This is a genomic window from Rouxiella silvae, assembly GCF_002093625.1.
GTDB lineage: Bacteria > Pseudomonadota > Gammaproteobacteria > Enterobacterales > Enterobacteriaceae > Rouxiella > Rouxiella silvae.
Genome location: NZ_MRWD01000114.1, coordinates 1 through 4,424, shown reverse-complemented (window position 1 = coordinate 4,424; position 4,424 = coordinate 1). Strand labels below are relative to the sequence as shown.

The 4,424-nt window shown below is 48.1% G+C and carries 6 protein-coding genes; 1 reads left to right on the top strand and 5 read right to left on the bottom strand.

Annotated features, from left to right (window positions below):
- Nucleotides 1–46 precede the first annotated feature (46 nt).
- The 5 genes from btuD to BS639_RS24505 all read right to left on the bottom strand — a co-directional run bounded on the left by btuD (nucleotide 47) and on the right by BS639_RS24505 (nucleotide 3,903).
- On the bottom strand, nucleotides 47–796 hold the full coding sequence (gene btuD / locus BS639_RS24525) for a vitamin B12 ABC transporter ATP-binding protein BtuD (RefSeq protein WP_084984644.1): 750 nt from the start codon (nucleotides 794–796) through the stop codon (nucleotides 47–49).
- Between the two features lie 71 nt (nucleotides 797–867).
- Nucleotides 868–1,419 carry a glutathione peroxidase gene (locus BS639_RS24520; RefSeq protein ID WP_055770104.1) on the bottom strand — a complete coding sequence of 184 codons (552 nt, stop codon included), beginning with the start codon at nucleotides 1,417–1,419 and terminating at the stop codon, nucleotides 868–870.
- A 78-nt stretch (nucleotides 1,420–1,497) separates the two neighbouring features.
- Nucleotides 1,498–2,505: a vitamin B12 ABC transporter permease BtuC gene (gene btuC / locus BS639_RS24515; RefSeq protein WP_055770101.1), complete on the bottom strand. Its 1,008-nt coding sequence runs from the start codon at nucleotides 2,503–2,505 to the stop codon at nucleotides 1,498–1,500.
- 221 nt (nucleotides 2,506–2,726) lie between these two features.
- Nucleotides 2,727–3,197, bottom strand: coding sequence for a glycosyl hydrolase family 18 protein (locus tag BS639_RS24510; protein WP_084984643.1), 471 nt, complete (start codon nucleotides 3,195–3,197; stop codon nucleotides 2,727–2,729).
- A gap of 277 nt (nucleotides 3,198–3,474) precedes the next feature.
- Complete coding sequence (locus BS639_RS24505; RefSeq protein ID WP_055770095.1) at nucleotides 3,475–3,903, bottom strand: DUF2502 domain-containing protein; 429 nt, start codon at nucleotides 3,901–3,903, stop codon at nucleotides 3,475–3,477.
- Between the two features lie 270 nt (nucleotides 3,904–4,173).
- Here BS639_RS24505 and BS639_RS25030 point away from each other — a divergent pair, with 270 nt between their 5' ends.
- Nucleotides 4,174–4,320, top strand: a complete 147-nt coding sequence (locus tag BS639_RS25030) for a hypothetical protein (protein ID WP_173882133.1) — start codon at nucleotides 4,174–4,176, stop codon at nucleotides 4,318–4,320.
- Nucleotides 4,321–4,424 lie beyond the last annotated feature (104 nt).

Here is a 4,424-nt window from a genome sequence, read left to right as displayed (position 1 = left end):
CAAATAACATAGCAATGAAATTATTTATTTTTTTAAATTTGTGACATTAAGAGGCGATAATCCACGGTTTTCCTGAAAATTGATGTAGCTGGAATGAAACACCGTATACCGGCGCAAGGTTAGCGGGGTTTAAAACCGCCTCACAAGATCCTGCCGCAATGACCTCACCTTTTGACATCAGCCAAACCTGAGACGCCTGATGTAGCGTGTGATTCAGGTCATGATCGCTGATAATGGCAATGCCGCCCATCGCGCAAAATTCGTTGACGATCAGATCAATAGCGAGCTGGTGTGCAATATCGAGACCCGTCGCGGGTTCATCAAGCAATAAAAGTGTCCCCTGTGGATTCAACGTGGGCCACACTTGTAACAGCGTTGCGACCAGTCGAACGCGCTGCCATTCTCCCCCAGAAAGCTGCGTCACCGGCTTGGAAAGTTTATCCTCCAGATGCAGTGGTTCACATAACATCATTAACGTTTTTTCAAGCTGCGCGGAGTTAACCTCTGCCGGTTGATGCAACGATAAATATTGGAATACAGGCATGGCCGAAAGAGGTAAATATTGCTGGCATAAATAGCTGCGAAGTCGCGAGAGCTCTCGACCAGAAAGACTGCTGATTAATTGGCCCGCAATTGAAACCTCACCTTCAGCATTTAACATACCGGCAATACTTGCCAAAAGGCTGCTCTTTCCTGCGCCGTTAGGCCCAATAATATGAACACGTGTTCCCGGTGACACTTTTGCAGTGAAAGGTACAAAACGTGAAACAACATTCAGTTGATTTAATTGCAGCATAAACGAACCATTTATTTGCAGCGTTCAAAAACTTTAGGGCGGAAATAATGCCGCCCTTTTCATACTGCTGATTATTTTTGTACAGCCTGTTTTACGGCATCGGTCAACAGAACATCTTCAGGCGTCATATCAGGCGCAAAACGCTGGATAACTTCGCCATCGCGCCCAATCAGGAACTTCTCGAAATTCCACAGAATGTTTTCTGCTTTCAGCGGCTCGCGGCCTTTGCTGGCCAAACGTTGATAAAATTCGCTGCCTTCTGGCTTGATTGCCTGTGGTTTTTGCGCAATTAACGCCGAATATAAAGGATGACGCCCTTCGCCGTTAACTTCAATTTTACTGAACATTGGGAATTTAACGCCAAACTGAGTGGTGCAGAAAGTCTGGATCTCTTCTTCCGTACCCGGCTCCTGAGCACCAAACTCGTTGCAAGGGAATCCCAGAACTTCAAATCCCTGTGCGTGCCAAGTCTGATAGAGATTTTCCAATCCTTCATACTGCTTGGTCAGTCCACACTGTGAGGCTACGTTAACCACTAATACAACTTTACCTTCGTACTCGCCAAGGGTGGTGGATTTGCCATCGATGGTGGTCAAAGGGGTTGCATAAATCGCGTTACTCATGAGTCATATCCTATTGTCGGGGTTCGGTTAAGAACGATGATGAGAGTAAATTCTGAGTTAAAAGCTGCAAATTGCAGGCTAATCGGCCCGTTCGGCCCGCGTCAGCAGCCAAATAAACAGGGGTGCGCCTAACACGGCGGTGACCACGCCAACCGGCAGCTCGGCTGAATAAAGAGCGATGCGCGCAATCACGTCCGCCAGCAGCAGAACACAGCCCCCGGCCAATGCACAGGCAGGCAACAGACGGCGTTGATCGGTGATGCCGGTCAGGCGCAAAAGATGGGGGATCACCAAGCCAACAAAACCAATAACACCGGCCAAGGCAACGCTAATGCCGACTATCCACCCCATTGCCAGCACCAACACATTGCGCCACATAACGACGGGAAGACCAAGCTGCCGTGCCTGATTTACGCCAAGCGCCAATAGATTAAGCGAACGACCCTGCCAACAAAGCCAGACAAGTGCGGGGAGCATCAATGCACCCAGCCAGGATTGGCGCCAATCAATACCGCCAAAGCCGCCCATCATCCAGTACATTAGCTGACGCAAATCAAGGCTCGAACTAAAATACACTGCCCAGGTCATGATAGCGCTGCAGATAATGCCAATCGCCACGCCCACCAGCAGCAGTCGTGAATGGCTGAAAAAGCGCCTGCGTGCATAATAGAGCAAAAGAACCGTGACGAGCAGTGCACCACAAACCGAGGCTAGGCTCATCATCCACACTGGAAGCAGGCCGTGACCGAACATCACACAGAGTACTAACGCCACGCCCGCCCCGCTGGCAACGCCCAGCAGTCCCGGTTCGGCCAATGAATTTTCAAACAGTGACTGCATTACGGCACCGCAAACGGCAAGCCCTGCCCCAACCAGTATTACGGCCAGCGCACGCGGAAGACGAATCTCCCAAATAAAGAGTTTAGCTGAAGGGGTTAACCATTCACTGGGCCAGATCCAACTGTCGCCCGCACACAGGCTGAAGATTAAAATCAGGATTAGCAGCAATGAAAGTATCAGCAAGCGCCGACCATCGCGGCTTTTGTGCTGCTGTTCCAGCTGGGTAAATGTTGGAAGCGATGACATAGAGCAGCGACGTCCTGTTGCATAAGCGAGTAAGTATCAGATTGCATCCCGATCACCAGAATGATTATCCTACCCAGATTAAGCAGTTAACTCTATAGGCTTATAGGCTGCGAATAAACGATGTGTTTAACAGACATGGCGACGATTCAAAATAATCGGGCTCTGTGGTGGACAGAACCCAGAGATATTAACGTTTCAGGGAGGTGAACGTATCCTGCTACCTATACTCTTTCCCACGCCTGCTGCCAGTAAAGGCCTGCTCCTGGCGCATAATAACTGTCAGTTCCTACTTGGCCACACCAACCTGTAACCTTGCACTGATAGTATTTTCCTTGCGATTTGACGATATCGTCTTTTTGATAGGTATGCCCACTCTCATACCCTTTTGGAGTGAAAGGTCGATTCTCTAATCCTTCATTCATTGCGTTGAGCAAATCGCCATTATCCATGCTGACCTCCCATGAGAAGAGGCCGCCAAGATGCTGCTGCCTGACATAGTTACCTTCGGCCAACGTCGAACGCGCGTTGTCATAGCTGATAAGATCGCCAGTTTTTTCGTTAAAAATATAATGGGATTGTGCTTTTTCGTTTTGGTTAGGGATTTTTGCAACGTCCGGAGTCGACGCCAATGCCGAGCCGCTCAACGTTGCACCAATCAGTAACGCCAATAATTTAATGTTTCCCTTCATCATCAACTTTCCCTAATAAACCTTAAATTCAGCCAGTTATGGGGAAACTATCATTTGCATCAACAGCAGAGTCGTTAAGACAAGCGCGTCAATCATTGAGAATAGCGAACAAGACTGTTGAAATTGCGCACGCTAGCGAAAATATCCTGGGATCAGCTTCTCTCAGGTTAACGCCATATTTGAAGGTTCAATGCAGGGGAGCTTTGAAAAATATGAAAAAAAGCCACCGCATCGGAATGCGGCAGCTTGTAAGGGGATAAACGCGGTATAAGTTATACGATTAGTTATGCTGACCGTTAGGAGGCACTGGCTGTCCGTGCCCCTGATTGGCCTGCGGACCGTTACCCTGAGGACCGTGGCCTTGCTGACCGTGATTAGGCTCGCTGTGCTGTTCATGATGTTCTGGCTGCTGATGAGGGGGGTTACCGCCATTGTGTTTAGGCGGTGGAGCAGACTCCCAACGGTTGCCGTGCCAGTACATGCCGCGATTATTGCGCTCGCCCATGCGTTTGTTCTGGTGCTCGCGCCACCACTGAGGGGTACGCCAGTCGTATCCATCCCAGTAATCACCACGGTTATTTTTATCACCGATGTGAATTGATGCACCTGGAACATTCACATCGACAGAGACATTAGCCTGCGCAGCATGCATTAGTCCAACGGCAGGAAGGGCCAGAGCTATGCACAGCATCAAATGAGATTTTTTCAAAATATTCACCTTAATTTTATTGTTCTACGTGTTTTTTATATCAAGGGGAATTATAGCTTACCATGAGAATAAAAGAGATTTTCAGATTACTTGCAACGACCTTACAATAAGACAACATATATTACCCCGCAGAAATAAATCAGCAGAGTCTTGCGTAAATAATATTCAGCTTTCATAACTGCGCTAACATCTCTTAACGTTAGTCTGACAACAGTTATTTATTGTTTTATCTATAATCGAACTGTTTAATCAAACAAAGGAATAATTATTATGCGTCGTATATTGGCATTTGTTACTGTAGCTCTGGTCGCCTGCAGCCTAAGCGGCTGTTTATTCCCACCGTTCTGGGGCCCTGGTGGCGGCGGTGGCCATGGTGGTGGCGGCGGCGGTTGGCACGGCGGCGGTCCGGGTCGTTAAAAATTCAGTCAGCCTAATCGTGGTGTTATCCATACTTATCATTGAATGAATTCACCTCGATTTATATAGCTGGCCTGATAATTAGTTTATGAATTGTTTTTCTT

Bases quoted from the DNA above. Each gene is read 5' to 3' on its own strand.
- btuD (WP_084984644.1), bottom strand. From the start codon at position 796: ATGCTGCAATTAAATCAACTGAATGTTGTTTCACGTTTTGTACCTTTC.
- BS639_RS24520 (WP_055770104.1), bottom strand. From the start codon at position 1,419: ATGAGTAACGCGATTTATGCAACCCCTTTGACCACCATCGATGGCAAA.
- btuC (WP_055770101.1), bottom strand. From the start codon at position 2,505: ATGTCATCGCTTCCAACATTTACCCAGCTGGAACAGCAGCACAAAAGC.
- BS639_RS24510 (WP_084984643.1), bottom strand. From the start codon at position 3,197: ATGATGAAGGGAAACATTAAATTATTGGCGTTACTGATTGGTGCAACG.
- BS639_RS25030 (WP_173882133.1), top strand. From the start codon at position 4,174: ATGCGTCGTATATTGGCATTTGTTACTGTAGCTCTGGTCGCCTGCAGC.